This is a genomic window from Microbacterium sp. Beta (assembly GCF_005502545.1).
Classification (GTDB): domain Bacteria; phylum Actinomycetota; class Actinomycetes; order Actinomycetales; family Microbacteriaceae; genus Microbacterium; species Microbacterium oxydans.
Map to the genome: position 1 here is coordinate 86,766 of NZ_SCOG01000010.1, position 16,798 is coordinate 103,563.

General features: G+C 68.8%; 15 protein-coding genes and 1 tRNA gene. 12 read left to right on the forward strand and 4 right to left on the reverse strand.

Going from position 1 to position 16,798, the window contains the following annotated elements; genetic code table 11:
- The first annotated feature begins 17 nt into the window (after positions 1-17).
- From FFS56_RS11900 to FFS56_RS11925, 6 genes are all read left to right on the forward strand, one after another.
- Positions 18-1,841, forward strand: coding sequence for an ABC-F family ATP-binding cassette domain-containing protein (locus tag FFS56_RS11900; protein WP_127011935.1), 1,824 nt, complete (start codon positions 18-20; stop codon positions 1,839-1,841).
- A gap of 40 nt (positions 1,842-1,881) precedes the next feature.
- Positions 1,882-3,648 (forward strand): Na+/H+ antiporter, encoded by a 1,767-nt coding sequence (locus FFS56_RS11905; protein WP_137772059.1) that lies wholly within the window; start codon positions 1,882-1,884, stop codon positions 3,646-3,648.
- A gap of 49 nt (positions 3,649-3,697) precedes the next feature.
- Positions 3,698-4,663, forward strand: a complete 966-nt coding sequence (locus FFS56_RS11910) for an NADP-dependent oxidoreductase (protein WP_082108701.1) — start codon at positions 3,698-3,700, stop codon at positions 4,661-4,663.
- 96 nt (positions 4,664-4,759) lie between these two features.
- Positions 4,760-5,671, forward strand: a complete 912-nt coding sequence (locus tag FFS56_RS11915; protein WP_046748902.1) for a MetQ/NlpA family ABC transporter substrate-binding protein — start codon at positions 4,760-4,762, stop codon at positions 5,669-5,671.
- A 95-nt stretch (positions 5,672-5,766) separates the two neighbouring features.
- Positions 5,767-6,810 carry a methionine ABC transporter ATP-binding protein gene (locus FFS56_RS11920; protein ID WP_127011937.1) on the forward strand — a complete coding sequence of 348 codons (1,044 nt, stop codon included), beginning with the start codon at positions 5,767-5,769 and terminating at the stop codon, positions 6,808-6,810.
- Positions 6,810-7,469 (forward strand): methionine ABC transporter permease, encoded by a 660-nt coding sequence (locus FFS56_RS11925; RefSeq protein ID WP_046748904.1) that lies wholly within the window; start codon positions 6,810-6,812, stop codon positions 7,467-7,469. Before FFS56_RS11920 ends, FFS56_RS11925 begins: the two co-directional genes overlap by 1 nt.
- A gap of 7 nt (positions 7,470-7,476) precedes the next feature.
- Here the strand turns inward: FFS56_RS11925 and FFS56_RS11930 are convergent, their stop codons facing one another.
- The 3 genes from FFS56_RS11930 to FFS56_RS11940 are packed head-to-tail and all read right to left on the reverse strand — an operon-like array spanning position 7,477 to position 9,421.
- Positions 7,477-8,403 (reverse strand): pseudouridine synthase, encoded by a 927-nt coding sequence (locus tag FFS56_RS11930; protein ID WP_197077705.1) that lies wholly within the window; start codon positions 8,401-8,403, stop codon positions 7,477-7,479.
- A 19-nt stretch (positions 8,404-8,422) separates the two neighbouring features.
- Positions 8,423-8,917 carry a MarR family transcriptional regulator gene (locus tag FFS56_RS11935; RefSeq protein ID WP_029260528.1) on the reverse strand — a complete coding sequence of 165 codons (495 nt, stop codon included), beginning with the start codon at positions 8,915-8,917 and terminating at the stop codon, positions 8,423-8,425.
- Between the two features lie 30 nt (positions 8,918-8,947).
- A complete protein-coding gene (locus FFS56_RS11940) occupies positions 8,948-9,421 on the reverse strand; it encodes a GNAT family N-acetyltransferase (protein ID WP_127011938.1) in 474 nt (157 codons plus the stop codon).
- Positions 9,422-9,533: 112 nt separating this feature from the next.
- On the opposite strand from FFS56_RS11940, the gene FFS56_RS11945 reads away from it, so the two are divergent.
- From FFS56_RS11945 to FFS56_RS11970, 6 genes are all read left to right on the forward strand, one after another.
- Positions 9,534-9,605, forward strand: a tRNA-Gln gene (locus tag FFS56_RS11945).
- 1 nt (position 9,606) lies between these two features.
- Positions 9,607-11,037 (forward strand): bifunctional UDP-N-acetylglucosamine diphosphorylase/glucosamine-1-phosphate N-acetyltransferase GlmU, encoded by a 1,431-nt coding sequence (gene glmU / locus FFS56_RS11950; protein ID WP_046748907.1) that lies wholly within the window; start codon positions 9,607-9,609, stop codon positions 11,035-11,037.
- A gap of 6 nt (positions 11,038-11,043) precedes the next feature.
- Positions 11,044-12,078, forward strand: coding sequence for a ribose-phosphate diphosphokinase (locus tag FFS56_RS11955; protein WP_046748908.1), 1,035 nt, complete (start codon positions 11,044-11,046; stop codon positions 12,076-12,078).
- Positions 12,079-12,166: 88 nt separating this feature from the next.
- On the forward strand, positions 12,167-12,640 hold the full coding sequence (locus FFS56_RS11960; RefSeq protein WP_137772058.1) for an FMN-binding protein: 474 nt from the start codon (positions 12,167-12,169) through the stop codon (positions 12,638-12,640).
- A 15-nt stretch (positions 12,641-12,655) separates the two neighbouring features.
- The gene (locus FFS56_RS11965; RefSeq protein ID WP_061017224.1) at positions 12,656-13,534 is read left to right on the forward strand and encodes an FAD:protein FMN transferase; all 879 of its coding nucleotides are present in this window, start codon (positions 12,656-12,658) and stop codon (positions 13,532-13,534) included.
- Positions 13,531-15,105, forward strand: a complete 1,575-nt coding sequence (locus FFS56_RS11970) for a flavodoxin reductase (protein WP_127011939.1) — start codon at positions 13,531-13,533, stop codon at positions 15,103-15,105. Before FFS56_RS11965 ends, FFS56_RS11970 begins: the two co-directional genes overlap by 4 nt.
- Before the next feature lie 183 nt (positions 15,106-15,288).
- On the opposite strand, the gene FFS56_RS11975 is transcribed toward FFS56_RS11970, so the two are convergent.
- The gene (locus tag FFS56_RS11975) at positions 15,289-16,791 is read right to left on the reverse strand and encodes an ATP-binding protein (protein ID WP_127011940.1); all 1,503 of its coding nucleotides are present in this window, start codon (positions 16,789-16,791) and stop codon (positions 15,289-15,291) included.
- Positions 16,792-16,798: the final 7 nt, after the last annotated feature.

The window sequence follows — 16,798 nt, forward strand, 5'->3', positions numbered from 1 at the left end:
GCTACCCTGGAGGGAACATGGCACATCTTCTCGGGGCTGAAGCCCTCCACCTCGAATATCCGACAAGGGTCGTCTTCGACTCCGTGACCCTCGGCATCGAGGAGGGCGATCGCATCGGCATCGTCGGCCGCAACGGAGACGGAAAGTCGAGCCTCCTCGGCATGCTGGCCGGCATCAAGGAGCCGAACTCCGGACGCGTCACGGTGCGTGGCGGCACGCGCATCGGGGTGCTCGATCAGGCCGACAATCTTCCGGACGACCTCACGATCAGCGCCGCGGTCGTCGGCGACACCCCGGAGTACGAGTGGGCGGGCGACGCGCGGGTGCGCGATGTCATCGAGGGGCTGCTCACCGATCTGCCGTGGGACGCCGAGATCGGCTCTCTCAGCGGTGGACAGCGTCGCAGGGTATCGCTCGCCAGGCTCCTGACCGGTGACTGGGATGTCATCGCGCTGGACGAGCCGACCAACCACCTCGACGTCGAGGCGATCACGTGGCTCGCCGGGCACCTCAAGAGGCGCTGGTCGTCGAACTCGGGCGCCCTCATGGTCGTGACCCACGACCGGTGGTTCCTCGACGAGGTCTGCACCGAGACCTGGGAGGTGCACGACCGCATCGTCGAGCCCTTCGAGGGCGGCTATGCGGCCTACATCCTGCAGCGTGTCGAACGCGACCGCATGGCGGCCGCCACCGAGGCAAAGCGCCAGAACCTCGCCAAGAAGGAGCTCGCCTGGCTCCGTCGTGGCGCCCCGGCCCGCACCGCGAAGCCGAAGTTCCGCATCGATGCGGCCAACGAGCTCATCGCCGACGTTCCCGAGATCCGCGACAAGGTGTCGCTGCAGTCGCTCGCAGTCTCACGCCTCGGCAAGGACGTGGTCGATCTGCTCGACGTCGGGGTGACCTACCCGACGGCGGACGGCGGCGAGAAGGTCGTGCTGCGCGACATCGAATGGCGCATCGCACCGGGTGAGCGCACCGGCATCCTCGGTGTGAACGGCGCGGGGAAGTCGACCCTGCTCGGCCTCATCTCCGGCACCGTCGAACCCACCGTCGGTCGGGTCAAGCGCGGCACGACCGTGAAGGTGCAGACCCTCACGCAGCGGCTCGACGAGCTCACCCAGCACTGGAACGACCCGGTGCGCGTGATCATCTCCGGCCTGCGCACCTCCTACACGATGGGCGCGGGCTCGAAGGCGCAGGACCTCACGCCGGGGCAGCTCCTCGAGCGCCTCGGGTTCGACTCCGCTCAGCTCTCCACCCCGGTCAAGGACCTCTCCGGTGGACAGCAGCGCCGTCTGCAACTGCTCCTCGTGCTCCTCGACCAGCCGAACGTGCTGATCCTCGACGAGCCGACCAACGACCTCGACACCGACATGCTCGCCGCGATCGAGGATCTCCTCGACTCGTGGTCCGGCACCCTCCTCGTCGTCAGCCACGACCGGTACTTCCTGGAGCGCGTCACCGATCAGCAGTATGCGATCCTGGACGGCCATCTGCGCCACCTCCCCGGCGGGGTCGACGAGTACCTCCGCCTGCGCGAACTGCAGTCGTCCGCGGGCTCGAAGCAGACCGCGACGGCGGCAGCGACGGCAACCTCAGCGGCGGCGACGAAGGGCCTGGACGGAGCGGCGCTGCGCGCGGCGCAGAAGGAGATCTCCGCGCTCGAGCGCCGCATCCAGAAGCTCACCCAGCAGGTGAACGCCGCCAAGACCGCGCTGGCCGATCACGACCAGTCCGACTATGCGGGGCTGGGCGATCGCATGAAGAAGATCAGCGAGCAGCAGGCCGAGATCGAAGAGCTCGAGCTGCGCTGGTTCGAACTCACCGAGGAGATCGGCTGACGGAGGAATATCCTTCTCTCACCGCTGTTGGGAGGTAGGGATGGAAGGCCTCGAAGTAACAGTCCTGCTCGGACTCACGATTCTCGTCGGAACCCTGATCGCCCCGCGCGTGCGTCTCGCGCTGCCCCTCGTCCTCGTCATCTTCGGACTGCTGCTGGGCTTCGTGCCGCAGCTTCGCGAAGTGCAGCTGCCCCCGGAGACGGTGCTGCTGCTGTTCCTCCCGGTGATGCTCTTCTGGGAGAGCCGCACCACGTCCCTGCGGTCGATCCGCCGCGACTTCCGTTACATCCTGCCCATGAGCACGGTGCTGGTGGTCGCCTCGGCGTTCGCGGTCGCGGGCATCGGTGTGCTGTTCGGGATGCCGTGGGAGATCGCCCTCATCCTGGGCGCTGCGGTCGCCCCACCGGATGCCACCGCCGTCGCGGCCCTCGGGCGTCTGCTGCCGCGCCGCATGTTCATGAAGTTGAAGGCCGAGAGCCTGACCAACGACGGCACGGCCCTGGTGCTGTACGCGATCGCGATGTCGCTCGCGCTCGGCGGCCAGATCACCCCGCTGTCGGTGACGCTCGACGTGCTGATCTCCTACGTCGGTGGAATCGCCGCCGGCGTGGTCATCGCGGCTCTCGGCTACCTCCTGCTGCGGCGCACCTCGTCGACGATCGTGATCAACGTCACGCTGCTGCTGATCCCGTTCACCGCATTCCTCGCCGCCGAGATGGTGCACGCCTCCGGAGTGCTGGCGGTCGTGGTGGCGGGGCTCATCGTCGCGTACGTCTCTCCGCGGGTGACCACCGCCTCGTCGCGACGCCAGGCGGATGCGGCGTGGCCGTTCGGTGTCTTCCTGCTCAACGGCGCCCTGTTCGTGCTGATCGGTCTCGAGGTGCAGTACGTCGCGCATGAGATCTCGGCCGCCGCGATCGGGCGCCTGGTGCTCATCACTCTCGCCGTCTGGGCGACGCTGCTGGTGGTGCGCTATGTGTTCCAGCTGCTGAACGTGGTGTTCCAGCGGCAGAGCGGTCCGCGTCCGGCGCCCGGCGCGAGAGCACGGGCCAGGGCCGTCTCCACCGTCGCCGGCATGCGCGGTGCCGTCTCCCTCGCCATCGCTCTCTCCGTCCCGACGAGCATCACCCAGGGCGGCGCGATCAACGGTCGCGACGAGATCGTGTTCGTGACGGCGGGTGTCATCCTGCTGAGTCTGCTCGTGCAGGGTCCGCTGCTGCCCGCCATCGTGCGATGGGCGCGGTTCCCCGTCGACCACGCCGAGGACGAGGAGTACGAGCTCGCAGAGCGGGCGATCTCCGGTGCCGCCCTCGCCGCCCTCGACGACCTGGCCGCCGAGCACGGTGTGGGCCAGGAGGTCCTGGATCGCGTGCGATCGGAGGGGTATCAGATGCTCGAGTTCGCCAACGCCCGGTCGCTGGCCCGCGAGCAGGCCCTCGTCGACGCTGAGGCCGACGTGCTGGACGAGATGCTCGGCGAGCCCGACCCGCTCAGCGCGGGAACCGCCGACGTCGGTGGCGACCCGGCGCCCGGAGGCGGCGTCTCGCAGGTCGTGGAGGGAGAGGCCACGGACGGCACCGTACTGCAGATCATCGCGACCTCCGCCGACGTCGATCTGGCACAGCGGTCGCCCTTGGTCCGACACGAGGAGCACACGCGCCTGAAGCTCGCCCTGCTCGACCGCAAGCGCGAGGTCCTGCTCGGACTGCGCGGCGCCGGCACCATCGACGACATCGTGGTGCGTCGCATCTCCGCCCGCCTCGACCTCGAGCAGGTGCGCCTGCAGGGGATCGAGGACTACGACTGAGCGTCCGGGCGTACGAGAGCCGGACCCACCGATGAGAACGAGGAGTCCCATGCCCACGACGATGAAAGCCCTCATCCTCGATCGATTCGGTGACGAGACGGAACTGCATGAACACTCGGTTCCGGTCCCCACGGTCGGGGACAGCGACGTGCTCATCCGCATCCATGTCGCAGGGCTAGGGTCGTGGGACCGAGAGGAGCGCGAGGGTCACTATGAAGGCGCATTCGGCGTGCCGACGACCTTCCCCTACATCCTCGGGTGGGAAGGGGCGGGGACCGTCGAGGCGGTCGGGGCCGAGGTGACGCGCTTCGCCCCGGGCGACCGGGTGTACGCCGCCTCGACCCCCGTCCCGAGAGGCGGGTTCTACGCCGAGTACGCCGTGGTCGACCAGGAACACGTCGCTCCGGTGCCCGCCCGTCTGACCGACGAGCAGGCAGGAGTGCTGGCCTGGGACGCGCTCACGGCCACGAGCGGACTCGACACCATCGATGCGAGTCCCGGTGATGCCGTGATGATCTTCGGCGCGAGCGGAGGGATCGGCCATCTCGCGGTGCAGCTCGCCAAGCATCGAGGGCTTCGTGTCCTCGCCGTGGCCTCGGGACAGGACGGAGTCGCGCTCGCGAGCAGACTCGGAGCCGACGCGGTCGTCGACGGTCGGAGTGACGACGTGCCGGCGGCCATCGCGCGCTTCGCACCGGACGGGCTCGACGGGGCGCTGGTCACGGCGGGAGGAACGGCGGCCGAGGAGGCACTGAGCGCAGTCGCACCCACCGGCCGCATCGCGTGGGCGCACGGCGTGAACCCGCCGCCGTCAGCGCAGCTCGTCGATCGGGTGTCCTTCTACGACGGCGATCGCAGCCGCGCCGCACTGCAGCGTCTCAACGAGGTCATCGAGTCGAGTCACATCTCACCGCATGTGTCCCGCGTCTTCGACGCCGATGAGATCGCGACGGCGCACCGGGCGCTCGGAGAGCACTACGTGGGCAAGCTGGCCCTGAGGGTGCCGCGGCCCTGACCACGCCTCGCTGTGACGCCGTGTGACACTCGATTCCGCGTGCGCCGCGCGGCCTGCCTAACGTATTCGAGTCCCCCAAGAGAGGAACTCCTTCACATGTCACGCCGCACCACTTCCATCCTGGCCGCGCTCGCCGCGGTCCCGCTCTTCGTCGCGCTCGCCGGGTGCGCCACGGGGTCGTCCGATGCCGGATCCGGCAGCGAGGGGTCCTCCGAGAACGAGGTCGTCAAGATCGGCGTCGTCGGCAAGGGCGACGAGCAGTGGCCGGCCTTCGTCGACGCCGCAGCCGAAGAGGGGATCACGGTCGAGCTGGTCGACTTCGGCTCCTACGAGCAGCCGAACCCCGCGCTCACCGAGGGGGAGATCGACCTCAACCAGTTCCAGCACATCGTGTACCTCGCCGAGTACAACAACGCCTCGGGTTCCGACCTCACCCCGATCGGCTCGACCGCGATCTACCCGCTCGGTCTGTACTCGAAGAAGTACGACGACGTCGACAGCATCCCCGAGGGCGAGACCGTCGCCGTCCCCGATGACGCCTCCAACCAGGCGCGTGCGCTGAACGTGCTGCAGCAGGCCGGCCTCGTCGAGCTCAAGAGCGGCGGCACGCCGTACTCCGACCTCGCCGACATCGACACCGACAAGTCCAAGGTCGAGGTCAAGGCGCTCGAGGCCGCGCTCATCCCGACCTCGCTGCCCGACGTCGCCGCTGCGATCATCAACAACGACTTCGTGCAGGACGCCGGCCTCACGTTCGAAGACGCGATCGCCCAGGACGACCCCGAGGATCCCAGCGCGCTGCCGTACGTGAACATCTTCGCCGCTCGTGCGGAGGACGCCGACAACGAGACCTACCTCAAGCTCGTCGAGATCTTCCAGACGAACGAGGCCGTCCAGAAGGGCCTTCTCGAGTCGTCGGGCGGCACCGCCGTGGCGCTGCAGACGCCGGTGGATGACCTGGTCGCCTCGCTCGCGAAGGTCCAGAAGGACGCCGACGCGAAGAAGTAGGACGCGGGAGATCCACCCCGTCCGATGAGGGAGAATCGGGTGGCGCGAAAACGCGTCACCCGATTCTTCGTTCCCGAAGCAGACCGGAGCACCACATGCCGATCGTCACCCTGACGAACGTGTCCAAGACGTACCCGCCCCGCACCCGTGACGGCGCCGAGGTCGTGGCCGTCGACGACGTCTCCCTCTCGATCGAGAAGGGCGACGTCTTCGGGATCATCGGCTATTCCGGGGCGGGAAAGTCGACCCTCGTGCGCCTGATCAACGCACTGGAACCGGCCACCAGCGGCACCATCACGGTTGACGGCGTGGACATCACCGCGCTGAAGGAGAGCGAGCTGCGCAAGGTCCGCGGCGGGATCGGCATGATCTTCCAGCAGTTCAACCTGTTCTCCTCGCGGAGCGTCAGGTCCAACATCGCGTATCCGCTCAAGCTCGCCGGCTGGTCGAAAGCCGATATCGAGACACGTGTGGCGGAACTGCTCTCGTTCGTCGGTCTCTCCGACAAGGCGAAGGCCTATCCCGAACAGCTCTCCGGCGGCCAGAAGCAGCGCGTAGGCATCGCCCGTGCCCTCGCCACCGGGCCCGCGATCCTCCTCGCCGACGAGGCCACCAGCGCCCTCGACCCGCAGACCACCCACGAGGTGCTCGATCTGCTGAAGCGCGTCAATCGCGAGCAGGGTGTCACGATCGTCGTCATCACGCACGAGATGGATGTGATCCAGACCATCGCGACCAAGGTGGCGGTGATGGAGAACGGTCGCGTGATCGAGCACGGCGATGTCTTCGACGTCTTCTCCGCGCCGCAGAACCCGGCGTCGCAGCGTTTCGTCGGAACGGTCGTCAAGGGCGTGCCGTCACCCGCAGAGCTGGCGGTGCTCCGCGAGCGCCATCAGGGCCGCCTGGTCACGTTCTCGTTCCGCGACGGCGACTCCTCGCAGGCGCAGGTCTTCCTCGATCTCGCCGGTGCCGGCCTCGACTTCGAGCTCGTCTACGGCGGCATCAACGACATCCGCGGACGGGCCTTCGGGCACCTGACACTCGCGATCCGCGGTGACGCCGCGGCGATCGATCGCGCCCTCGCGAGCATCGCCCGACGTGTCGAAGTGACCGAGATCGCCGGAGAGGAGGCGCGCTGATGGAACGCCTGAACGAACTGTGGCCGGAATTCTGGGCGGCTGCCCTCGAGACGCTCTACATGACCTCCTTCGCGCTCGTGCTGGGTGGCGTGCTCGGTCTCGCTATCGGCATCATCCTGTACGTGACGCGGCCGGGCGGCCTCGCGCAGAACAAGCCGGTCTCGCTGTTCGCGAACCTCGTGGTGAACTTCTTCCGCCCCATCCCGTTCATCATCTTCCTCGTGGTCGCGCAGCCGCTGGCCCGTGCCGTGGTCGGTGTCGGCATCGGCACGACGGCGGGTGCCTTCATCATCGGTCTCGCCGCGGCCTTCGCGATCGGACGGATCGTCGAACAGCATCTGATCTCGGTCTCGCCCGGCGTGATCGAGGCGGCGCGTGCGATGGGTGCAGGGCCCTGGCGCATCCTGTTCACGGTGGCGATCCCGGAGTCGCTCGGACCGCTCATCCTGGGCTACACGTTCATCGTGGTCGCGCTCATCGACATGACGGCGATGGCAGGTCTCGTCGGTGGCGGTGGCCTCGGCGCATTCGCCCAGATCTATGGTTTCCGACAGTTCGAGCCGCTCGTGATGTGGGCGGCGATCGTCCTCATCGTCGTGTTCGTGCATCTCGTGCAGATGCTCGGAACCCGCCTGGCCCGCAAGGTCATGCGCCGCTGACGCGAGCCTACGGATTCTCACCACGAGGCGCGTGCTGCAGCGCCCGCCTCGTGGTGAAGACCCGCTCCGCGCCGCTCAGCGGATCGACGAAGCGCAGCTCGCGTGCGAGCAGCTGCAGCGGGCGGTCGAAGTCGTCCGGCACATCGTCGAGCAGCTCGGGGTAGAACCGGTCGTTGAGGATGCCCATGCCGAGGGCGGCGAGGTGCACGCGCAGCTGATGCATCTTCCCGCTGTGCGGGCGGAGCAGGGTGTGCACCACACGGTCATCGGCGCCGATCAGTTCGATCAGCGTCTCGGCGTTCGGCTCCCTGGTGTCGTCGACCTGCACCCGCACCTGGGCACGCGGCTTCTCGATGTGGTTGCGGTAGACGAGCGGGAACGAGGGGAGTTCGCCGTGCGCGGGCAGCGCGGACACCGCCTCGTAGACCTTCTGCACCTGCCGGTTCTCGAACATCAGCTGGTAGGCGCCGCGGGTGACGGGCCGCGTCGAGAACATCAGCAGTCCGGCGGTCGCGCGGTCCAGACGGTGGATGGGCGCCAGGTCCGGGTTGTCGAGGAGGTTGCGCAGCCGCACCAGTGCCGAGTTCTGCAGGAACTTGCCGCCGGGAGTCGTTGGCAGGAAGTGCGGCTTGTCCACGACGACGAGATGCTCGTCCTGGTGCAGGATCTCGATCTCGAACGGGATCCGCGTCTCGATGGCGGGCTCGCGGTAGTACCAGATGAACTCGACACTCCCGAGCGGGGCATCGCGCGGGACCGCAGAGCCGTCGGCGCGAACGATGTCGCCGCGATCGAACCGCTCGAGCAGCCGCTCGGGATCGAGGTGGAAGAACCTCTCGATCATGTAGGCAGCGACCGTGGGCCACGAGCCGGTGAGGGGCACGTGCAGCCGTGTGGCTCCCACGCCGTCGCGCACGGGCAGGGGAGAGGGCATGCCCATCAGCTGCGGCCGGTCACGAGTCGAAGCTCAGGCTCAGCTTGCGCAGCAGCCCCGCGAGGCGGTCGCGGTCGGAGCGGGAGAGCGCCTGCAGCAGATCGGCCTCCACATCCACCAGACGCGTGATGGCGGCGTCCACGCGGATGCGCCCGTCATCGGTGAGCGTCACCAGCACGCTGCGACCGTCGCCTGGGTCAGCCTCGCGCCGCACGAACCGACGCCCGACCAGGCGATCGATCCGGTTGGTCATGGTGCCGCTCGAGACCAGGGTCTGCTGGAGCAGTTGCTTGGGGGAGAGTTGGAACGGCGCCCCCGCTCTCCGCAGCGCGGAGAGCACGTCCCACTCCCAGTGCTCCAGATCGCTCCGTCGGAACACATCGCGGCGGGCGCGATCGAGGTGCCGCGACAACCGGTCCATCCGCGACAGGACCTCGAGCGGGGAGAAGTCGAGGTCGGGACGCTGGGTGTTCCACGCGCCGACGATCCGGTCGACCTCATCCACCTCGCTCATCCGCCCATTATCGCGCGCGCGGCGACGAGATCAGGACGCGGTCGGGAGCGTGACCGTCATGAACGTGCTGTACGGATCGAGCGCGTAGCCGCCGAACGGGCCGCACTCGCGGAATCCCGCCGCGGCGTACAGCGCACGTGCCGGGGTGAAGAAGTCCGCGCTCCCGGTCTCGAGCGAGAGGCGGCTGATGCCCCTGGACTCGGCGTCCGCCAGGAGGAACGCGAGCATGGCGCGGCCGAGGCCCTGTCCGCGCAGGGCGGGGTCCGTGCGCATCGACTTGATCTCCTCGTGTCCCTCCTCGACAGTCGCCAGGGCACCGGTGGCCACGGGAGCACCGTCGAGGTGCGCGGCGAAGAGCCGCACTCCCGGAGCCAGCAACCGCTCGAACACCAGGGCGTGGCGGCTCTCCGCAGGAGCGGTGTGCTCCAACTCCGCATGGTGGGCGACCAGGAACTCGGCCAGGGCGGGGCTCGCGGCCTGCACCCGTTCGATCACGACGCTCATGTCGTCAGCATTGCAGATCGGTATTTCACGCGGATGACGGGCCGCGGTGTCAGCGGAACCGGGGCCGGAGCATGGCAGACTTGTCCCCGCGGTGCCTTCATGGGCGGCGCGGTCCGCCGTGGTGTAATGGCAGCACGACAGCCTTTGGAGCTGTGAGGTCTAGGTTCGAGTCCTGGCGGCGGAGCATGACTGGGAACAATCTCGCGATCATCGTCCTCGCCGCAGGGCAGGGCACTCGCATGAAGTCGCGTCTGCCGAAGGTGCTGCACCCGATCAGCGGACGTCCACTCGTGGGGCACGTGCTCACCACAGCGCAGCGGTTGCAGGCGACGCACGTCGAGGTCGTCGTGCGGCATGAGCGGGACCAGGTGGTGGCCGCCCTCGCCGCCGATTATCCCGACGCGGTCTTCGTCGACCAGGACGACATCCCGGGAACGGGTCGTGCGGTGCAGGTGGCCGTCGATGCGCTGCCCGCCGACTTCGAGGGCGACGTGCTCGTGCTCTCCGGCGACTGCCCCCTCGCCGATGCCGACACCCTCTCGGCCTTCCTCGCTGAGCACCGGGCGTCCGGGGCGCCTGCCACACTCATGACCGCGCTGGTGGAGGATCCCACCGGCTACGGTCGCGTGGTGCGCGATGCCGATGGCGGGGTCGACCGCATCGTGGAGCAGAAGGATGCGAGCCCGGAAGAGGCGGCCGTCCGTGAGATCAACGCCGGTATGTACGTGTTCCGCGCCGCGACGCTGCGTACCTACCTGCCGCAGCTGAGCCTCGATAACGCTCAGCGCGAGATGTACCTGACCGACGTGCCTGGACTGCTCCGCCGCGATGGCGACCGCGTCGCGGCGTCGGTCGTGTCGGACGTCACGGTCACCTACGGCGTGAACGACCGCACGCAGCTCGCGCTCGTCGGGCGCCTGCTCAACCAGCGGATCGTGCGCCGGTGGCAGCTCGAGGGCGTCACCGTGATCGACCCCGCCACCACGTGGATCGACGACGACGCGACACTCTCGCCCGACGTCACGATCCTCCCGAACACGCAGATCCTGCGGGCAACGGCCATCGCCTCCGGAGCCGTCATCGGCCCCGATACGACGCTCGTGGACTGCGAGGTCGGTGAGGATGCGGTCGTCCGCCGCACGGATGCGACGCTGGCCGTCATCGGCGCCGAGGCGACGGTCGGTCCGTTCTCCTTCCTCCGCCCCGGCACTGTGCTGGGCGCCAAGGGCAAGATCGGCGCGTACGTCGAGACCAAGAACGCCGAGATCGGCGAGGGCAGCAAGGTGCCGCACCTGTCGTACGTGGGCGATGCGACGATCGGTCGCGGAGTGAACCTCGGTGCGAGCACGATCACCGCCAACTACGACGACGTGAACAAGCACCGCACCGAGATCGGCGACGAGGTGCACACCGGGTCGCACACGGTGCTCGTCGCGCCCGTTAGGCTGGGAGCCGGTGCGAAGACCGGTGCAGGCGCCGTCGTCCGCAAGGACGTCCCCGCCGGCGCTCTGGCCATGAGCGTCGCCCCCCAGCGCAACATCGAGGGCTGGGTCGAGAAGAACAGAGCAGGGACGGGCGCGGCGGATGCTGCGTCCCGGGAGAATTCGGCGGAATAGGCGGACATGGCGCGCAAGAAGAAGACGGTCGATCTGGATCGCGACAACGGCGTGGCCCCCGGGATCATCGCGAAGACCAAGAAGCGGCTCGTCGTCGCCGGCGGTCGTTCGCACCCTGCCCTCACGGCGGCGGTCGCCGAGGCGCTGGGCACCGAGATCGCCCCGGTCGAGCACCGCACGTTCGCGTCGGGTGAGATCTACGCGCGCTTCGAGGTCTCCATCCGTGGAGTGGATCTCTTCCTGATCCAGACGTTCGGCGAGCCGGTCAACGAGTGGCTCATGGAGACTCTCATCATGATCGACGCGGCCAAGCGCGCGTCGGCGAAGCGCATCACCGTCGTCGCGCCGTACTATCCGTATTCGCGTCAGGACAAGAAGGGTCGCGGTCGCGAGCCGATCAGCGCCCGTCTCGTGGCCGACCTGCTGAAGACCGCCGGTGCCGACCGCGTCATGAGCGTCGACCTGCACGCGGCCCAGATCCAGGGCTTCTTCGACGGTCCCGTCGACCACCTGTTCGCCAAGCCCGTGCTGCTCGACTACTTCGAGCGCACCCTCTCGCCGGAGGACCGCGAGATCCTCACGGTGGTATCGCCCGACATGGGCCGCGTGCGCGTGGCCGACACGTGGTCGGACAGCCTCGGCGCTCCGCTCGCGATCATCCACAAGCGTCGCGACCCGAAGGTCGCCAACCAGGTCTCCGTGCACGAGATCGTCGGTGCCGTCGAGGGACGCACCTGCCTCCTCGTCGACGACATGATCGACACCGGTGGCACGATCGTCAAGGCTGCGCAGGCGCTCAAGGCGAACGGGGCGCACCGCGTGATCGTCGCCGCGACGCACGCGATCTTCAGCGACCCGGCGTCGGATCGTCTGCAGGACTCGTCCATCGACGAGGTCGTCATCACCGACACGATCCCGCTCACCGAGTCGCGCCAGTGGGACAAGCTCACCATCCTCCCGATCGCCCCGCTCCTGGCCCGCGCGATCCATGAGGTGTTCGAGGACGGCTCCGTCACCAGCATGTTCGGCGGAGACGCGTAACACGTTACGTCAGCCCGTTCATAGGCGCGATGCCTAGCGTGAGGGGGTCGACGACCACGTCGACCGACACCGAGCCGGGAGGACCACCATGATCCGCACGACCGTACCGACCTCTGTCCGCAAGGGATCCGCACTCCTCGGGATCGCAGGTCTCTTCGTCCTCGCCGGATGCTCCGGCGCTGCCGATGCCGAGGGCTCTTCCGGAGCCGACAGCACTCCCGATACGGGTGCCTCCGCATCGTCTTCGGGAGGTGACGCCACGGCGACCTACACCGACGGCACCTACACGGCCGAGGGCTGGTACCAGACCCCCGAGACGGTGGAGAAGATCTCCGTCACGCTGACGCTCGCCGACGGCGTCGTCACCGATGTCGAGGTCACGGGTGATCCGCAGGCGCCCGAGAGCAAGCGCTACCAGGGCGAGTTCATCGACGGCATCGCCGCCGAGGTCGACGGCAAGCCGATCGACGAGCTGAACGTCACCCGTGTCGCGGGCTCGTCGCTCACCAGCGGCGGATTCAACGACGCCGTCGAGTCGATCAAGGAGCAGGCTGCCGCGTAGGCGCCTGAAAGCCGCATGGCCACCTGGAGCTTCGAGGCCATCGGAACGCACTGGGAGATCGAGACGACCGACCCGCTCCCGGCTGCCGCGAAGGCGGCGGTGACGGCGGAGATCGAGCGCTTCGACCGCGAATGGTCCCGGTTCCGTGCAGACTCCGAGGTCGTGCGCCTCGGGAGACTCGGTGGCGTTCTCGCCTCCGCCGACGCCGCCCCCATGCTCGACGCGTATCGCGAGCTCTCCGCGGCGACCGCCGGTGCGGTGAACCCCCTCGTCGCCGCGAGCCTGGATGCGCTCGGCTATGACGCGGCCTACACGCTGATCGCCGGGCAGCCGCTCCCGGCGCCGGAAGAGTGGGATCGGCATCTCTCGTGGGATGGTGGCGAGGTCAGGGCTTCGGCTCCGGCTCTGCTCGACGTCGGCGCCCTCGGGAAGGGTCGCCTCGTCGATCTCGTGTCCACGGTGCTGGAGCGTGTGCCCGGCGATCTCGTGATCGATGCCGGTGGCGACATCCGGGTGCGCGGGGCCGGTGTGCGCATCGCCCTCGAGCACCCCTATGACGCGACGAAGGCGATCGGCGTCATCGAGGTGAAGGACCAGGCCCTGTGCGCCTCGGCCATCAACCGTCGGGCGTGGGGGAGCGGGCTCCACCACGTCCTGGATGCGCGCACCGGCACCCCGGTGCGCACCTGGGCGGCGACCTGGGCCGTGGCGCCCCACGCTATGAGGGCCGACGCTGTGGCGACCGCCCTCTTCTTCGACGGCGGCCCTGAGATCGCTGCGGCCTGGGGAACCGAGTGGGTGCGGATGAGCACCGACGGACGGGTGCAGCGTTCCCCCGGATTTCCGGCCGAACTGTTCCTCACCGTCCAGAACCAGGGAAGAGTGGAATCGTGATCACCTCATTCACCGCTGCGCGTCAGCGGGTCCTGGCCGTGCTGGGCTCGCTGTCGATGTACCGTCTGGTCCTGTTCGCGCTGATCGCCCTCGCCGTCATCGCCTTCGTGCTCTCGCTGTTCGGCGTCATCGTCTCGCCGACCCCGCTCGAGCTCGTGGCGTCCTTCCTCGTGCTCGCGCTCGTCATCTCGGTCGTCGACGCTGTCGCGCAGCGCATCCTGCGGCTGCCCTGGCGCATCGAATCCTCGGTCGTGACCGCCCTCATCCTGTTGTTCGTGCTCCGCCCCGGCGTCGAGCCGAGTGCACTCGTCGGCCTCGCGATCGCCGGTGCCGTCGCGAGCGTGTCGAAGTATCTGATCGCCTGGCGGGGCCGGCACATCTTCAACCCGGCCGCGTTCGGCGCCGCCGTCGTCTCGATCCTCGGGGCGTTCGGGGCCTTCGAGTGGTTGGGCACCTCGTCGGCGTGGTGGGTGGGCACGCCCGTGCTCACGATCCCGGTCGCGGTGCTCGGTCTCCTGGTGCTGTGGCGCACCGAGAAGATCCGCGTCGTGCTGGTGTTCCTGATCGTCGCGGTCGCCACCTCCGTGGTGCGGCAGGCAGTCCAGGCCGTGGAGTTCGATGTCGCCTTCGACGTCGCGACAGCCCTGCAGTTCGCCGTGCTGCAGTCGCCGTTCCTCTTCCTCGGGGCCTTCATGCTCTCGGAGCCGCTCACTCTTCCGCCGCGGCGTCGGCAGCAGCTCGTGGTGGCCGTCGTCGTCGGTCTGCTCGCGGGGTGGCCCCTCTCCGTGGCCGGCCTGTTCACCCTCGGACAGGAGCGCGCGCTGCTCATCGGCAACCTGGTCGCGTTCGCCTTCGCACTGCGCGGGTCGGTGCGGCTCGTGCTCGAACGACGTGAGTTCGTCACCCCGACCGCGCAGGAGCTGACCTTCCGCGCCAAGGGCCGTGTGCGTTTCCTCCCTGGTCAGTATCTCGAGCTCGACGTGCCGCACCACCGCCCCGACGCGCGCGGCACCCGCCGGGAGTTCAGCATCGTGTCGGCGCCGGCCGACCTGCCAACGCTGCGCATCGCCTACAAGAACGGCGACCAGAAGCACCCCTCCAGCTACAAGCGGGCTCTCGCGGCCGCCGAGCCGGGGGCGACCTTCGCCGTGACCGGGACCTGGGGCGACTTCATCCTGCCGCGGGGCGAACAGCCCGTGCTCATGGTCGCGGCGGGCATCGGCGTCACGCCGTTCGTGTCCCAGCTGCGGCAGCTGCAGGCGACCGGCCGACAGCGCGACGTGGTGCTGATCTACGTCGCCGCAGACGCTTCCGAGCTCGCGTTCCGCGAGGAGCTGGCCGAGACAGGCGTGCGCACCGTCGTGTTCACGCGCGACGAGCCGGCCGCCCTGCCCTCGCACTGGTCCTGGGCTCAGGGGGCGCGTCTGGACGCCGATACCCTCGAGCGTGCCGTTCCCGACCTGCCCGCGCGCCACGCGTTCATCTCGGGCCCACCCCGCCTGATCGCCGATCTCGCGCCCGCACTGCAGAAGGCCCGCAGCCTCACCACGGACGCCTTCGCCGGCTACTGATCCCGCCGGCGCAGGAATCCTCTCGCGCGCGGCTCAGCATCGTGGCGGGCTCGGTGTCGTGGCGGGCTCAGTGTCGTGGCTGGCTCAGTGTCGTGGCGGGCTCAGTATCGTGGCGGGCTCAGTGTCGTGGCGGGCTCAGTATGGTGGTGGGCGCTGTGCTCGTGGCGGGCGCTGTGCTGCGGGTCAGGTGTCCGTAGCGGCGGTGTCGGGGGAGGCCGCCGGATTCGTCGGGATGCGGACGCTGAAGGTGGTGTTCCCTGGCTCGCTGTCCACCGTGATGGAGCCGTGGTGGCCCTCGACGATGGCCTTCACGATCGCGAGGCCGAGCCCCGTCCCGCCGGTCTGGCGCGCACGGGAGCTGTCTCCGCGGGCGAAGCGGGCGAACAGCTCGTCTCGGATGGCCGGATCGATCCCCGGACCGTCGTCGTGCACGCGCAGCACCGCCTGATCGCCCTCCTGCGCGACGCTCAGTGTCACCGTCGTGCCAGCCGGCGTGTGCGTGCGGGCGTTCGCGAGCAGGTTGGCCACGACCTGGTGCATGCGTCCCGCATCTCCCAGGATCGTGACGGGCTCGTCGGGCACGTCGATCTTCCAGTGGTGGTCCACGGCCGTGGGGCGCGCATCAGACAGCCCCTCCAGCGCCAGCTGGGTGAGGTCGACCGTGCCGTAGACGAGCTCCCGGCCTTCGTCGAGGCGGGCGAGCAGCAGCAGGTCCTCGACGAGCCTGGTCATCCGCAGCGACTGCGCCTGGATGCGCTCGAGCGAAGAGGTGGTGCTCTCGATGACCTCCGGTCGCTCGGACGGTTCCTTCGTCTGGCGGAGAGCTCGCAGCGAGAGCTCGGAGTAGCCGCGGATCGAGGCGAGCGGTGTGCGCAGCTCGTGGCTGGCATCGGCGACGAACCGCCGCATCCGCTCCTCGTTCTTCTGCCGGGACGCGAGCGAGGTGTTCACGTGATCGAGGAGCTTGTTCAACGACGCCCCGACCAGCCCGGTCTCGGTGCGCGGATCGGCCTCGGAGGCGGGGACGCGCTCCGTGATGGTCACCTCGCCGCGATCGAGCTGCTGGTTGGCGACCCTGGTCGCGGTGGTCGCGACGGCGCGCAGCGGGCGCAGGCTCACGCGGATCGTGATCGCCGTGGTGAGGGCCAGCAGGATCAGGCCGCCGATCGTGGCGAGCGCGATCACCGTGAGGAGCTGCGTGAGCTGGTTCTGGATCTCGTCGCGGGGGAGACCGGTCACCACGATGACCCCGTTGCTCGTCGGCAGCGCCATCACCCGGTAGGAGCCCACGTCGCTGATGGAGACGGAGGCGACCGAGGAGTCCTTCAGCGCGCCGGCGATCTCCGCCAGCTGGGCGCCGCTGAGAGTCTGCAGCGACCCGGCGAGCGGATCGCCGTCGGTGGTCTTCGCGACGACGCCGCTGAAGCCCGTTACGGGGCTCGAGACGACGAAGAGCACGCCGACCGGCGGTGCGGAGCTGTTCGCGAGCACGTTCTGCGCGGTGGCGGACGACGGGGGGAACGCTTCGGTCACCCGGACGAGCTGGTGCGCATTGTTGGAGAGCTTCTGGTCGAGCTGATCCTCCATGGTCTTGCCCAGCGTCGCGCTGGTGATGATGGCGACGATGATGAGGATCAGCGAGACGAACCCGATCACGGCGGTCATCAGCCGTGTCTGCAGGCTCATCGGCCGT